Origin of the sequence: Streptomyces sp. KLMMK (assembly GCF_036961605.1) — a bacterium.
GTDB classification, from domain to species: Bacteria; Actinomycetota; Actinomycetes; order Streptomycetales; family Streptomycetaceae; genus Streptomyces; species Streptomyces telluris.
On the sequence record NZ_JBAMDC010000615.1, the window covers coordinates 1 to 2,532 of the forward strand.

Annotated in this window: 2 protein-coding genes and 1 pseudogene; all 3 read right to left on the minus strand. The window is 72.4% G+C overall.

All coding sequences use genetic code 11. The features are described from left to right. Positions 1-35: 35 nt before the first annotated feature. Positions 36-749: a nucleotidyltransferase family protein gene (locus V7793_RS36310; RefSeq protein ID WP_336013939.1), complete on the minus strand. Its 714-nt coding sequence runs from the start codon at positions 747-749 to the stop codon at positions 36-38. Between the two features lie 48 nt (positions 750-797). After that, positions 798-1,805 carry a GDP-mannose 4,6-dehydratase gene (locus tag V7793_RS36315; protein WP_336013940.1) on the minus strand — a complete coding sequence of 336 codons (1,008 nt, stop codon included), beginning with the start codon at positions 1,803-1,805 and terminating at the stop codon, positions 798-800. Positions 1,806-1,878: 73 nt separating this feature from the next. Further along, a pseudogene (locus V7793_RS36320) lies at positions 1,879-2,532 on the minus strand (hypothetical protein); the annotation flags it as partial.

Genomic DNA, 2,532 nt, shown 5'->3' on the forward strand with positions numbered 1-2,532 from the left:
GTGCCGCCCAGGACGATGATGCGCATGCCGGCCGTTCACGCTCCCTTGATCAGCATGTCGCGGTGCAGGGAGAACTCCCGGTTGGCGCGGTCGTAGTCGTCCGGCCGGCCGATGTCGAGCCAGTAGCCGTCGAACTCGTAGGCGCGCGGCGGGGTGTCCGCCTTCAGCATGTCCAGCACCAGCTCGTCGAACCCCAGCGGCAGCCCCGGGGTGTAGCGGGCGAGGGCGGCGCGGGAGACACCGTAGACGCCCATGGAGACCCGGTAGTCCATTCTGGGCTTCTCCGCGAAGCCGACGACCCTGCCGGAGTCGGTGGTCAGCACCCCGAAGTCGATGCTCACCTGGCGGGCGTAGGTCGCGATGGTCAGCGGCGCCGCGGAGGCCACGTGGGCACGGTACACATCGCCGAAGTCGAGGTCGGTGAGGATGTCGCCGTTCATGGCGAGGAAGTTCTCGGGCAGCCGGTCGAGCATGGTGAGGAGGGGGCCCATGGTGCCGAGGGGGCTCTCCTCGGTGGCGTAGTCGACGCGTATGCCCCACTGGGAGCCGTCGCCGACGTAGGCGCGGATGATGTGCCCGAGGTGGCCGATGGCCAGCGTGCAGCTGGTGAACCCCGCGCTGACGAGCTGGCGCATCACGATCTCCAGGATCGCGTGCTCCTCGCCGATGGGCACCAGGGGCTTGGGCAGGGCGGTGGTGTACGGGCGGAGCCGGACGCCTTTGCCTCCGGCAAGAATGACGACATGCATGGGTGCTGTTCCTCTCTGCGTGGGTGACGTCGGGGCGGTGCCGTCGCGTCAGACGTTGTAGATGCCGGCCTTGTACCGGCCGAGGTTCAGCGGGTCGCGGAAGAACGCGACGGTCTGGGCGAGCCCCTGCTCCAGGGTGTGGGCGGGGGCCCAGCCGGTGGCGGCGCGCAGCCGGCCCGCGTCGCACACCAGGCGCATGACCTCCGAGGCGGCGGGCCGGATGCGCTCCTGGTCGGCGCGGACCTCCAGCTCGGCGTCCATGATCTTGCCGATGAGGGAGACGAGGTCGCCGACCGAGATCTCCTCGCCCGTACCGGAGTTGAAGGTGCGTCCGACGACGTCGGCGGCGGGTGCGGTGCCGACGGCGAGGAAGGCGGCGACGGTGTCCTTGACGTAGCTGAAGTCACGGGTGGGGCGCAGGTCGCCGAGGGTGATGGTGCGTTCCCCGGCGGCGACCTGACCGATGACGGTGGGGATCACGGCCCGCATGGACTGGCGCGGGCCGAAGGTGTTGAAGGGGCGCAGCGTGACGACGGGGACGTCGAAGCTGGCGTGGTAGCTGTCCGCGAGGCGGTCGCCGCCGGCCTTCGAGGCGGCGTACGGGGACTGGGTGTTGATGGGGTGGTCCTCGCTGATGGGCACGGTCTGCGCGGTGCCGTAGGTCTCGCTGGTGGAGGTGTGGACCAGGCGCGGGATGCCGAGGTGGCGCACGGCCTCCAGCACGTTGAGGGTGCCGGTGACGTTGGTCTCCACGTAGCTGTGCGGGGCGCGGTAGGAGTAGGGGATCGCGATGAGGGCGGCCAGGTGGTAGACGGCCTCGGTGCCGGTCACCAGGCCGTGGACCGAGCCGGGGTCGCGCACGTCGCCGAGGACGACCTCGACGTTGTCCATCACCTCGCCGGGCAGGGTCTCCAGCCATCCGTAGGAGGAGAAGGAGTTGTACTGCACCATCGCGCGGACGCGGTGGCCGGCGGCGACGAGCGCTTCCACCAGGTGCGAGCCGATGAATCCTTCCGCGCCGGTGACGGCTACGGGGGCGGATGCGGATGCGGGCATGACGGTCTCCCTTTGCGTGAGCGGTGGCGGCCGGCTGCGGCCGCGGTGGAGCGGGGACGGAGCGAACGGTGCGTCAGCGGTGCGTGGTGATCCGGCTGAGCAGGGCGGTGGCGGCGGCGAGCAGGCAGGCTGCCGCAGCCGTACAGATGAGGAGCTGGGCCGTGACGGGGGCGGAGATCCGCAGGACGGCGGCGGCCGATTCGGCCCCGGCCGCGGCCAGGCACACCAGCGCCGGGAGCCAGGCGACGCCGAAGGCCTGCAGGAGCAGCCCGGTCCACAGGACGGCGCCCAGGGCGAGCAGGGAGGCGGTCCGTCCGGCGGTGACCGGCGGGCCGTCCGGCCACAGCGCGCCCGTGGCCAGGCCGAGCAGGGCGAGCGCCGCGAGGTAGGCGGCGACGCACAGGCCCAGCACGCGGGCCGCGCCGGACTTGAGGCCGGCGGTGGTGGTGGAGCGGGCGAGTGCCGCGAGTGCCGTGCCGCGGCAGCGGTAGAGCAGCCATTCCGCGGCTCCCATGCTGAGGGTGAGCGCGATGACGGCGGCCCCGGCGGTGGTCGCGCCCGGGGTGCGGCGCAGGACGTCGCCGAGTGCGGCGAGGGTCGTCAGCACGCCGCAGCCCAGGCCGAACAGGCCGTACGGGACGGAGGCGAGGGGCGACAGGGCGGGCTGTGCGGGTGGTTTCCCTTCGCGGCGGGCCCGTACGGCCTCGTGGGCGGCCGCGGCGAGCAC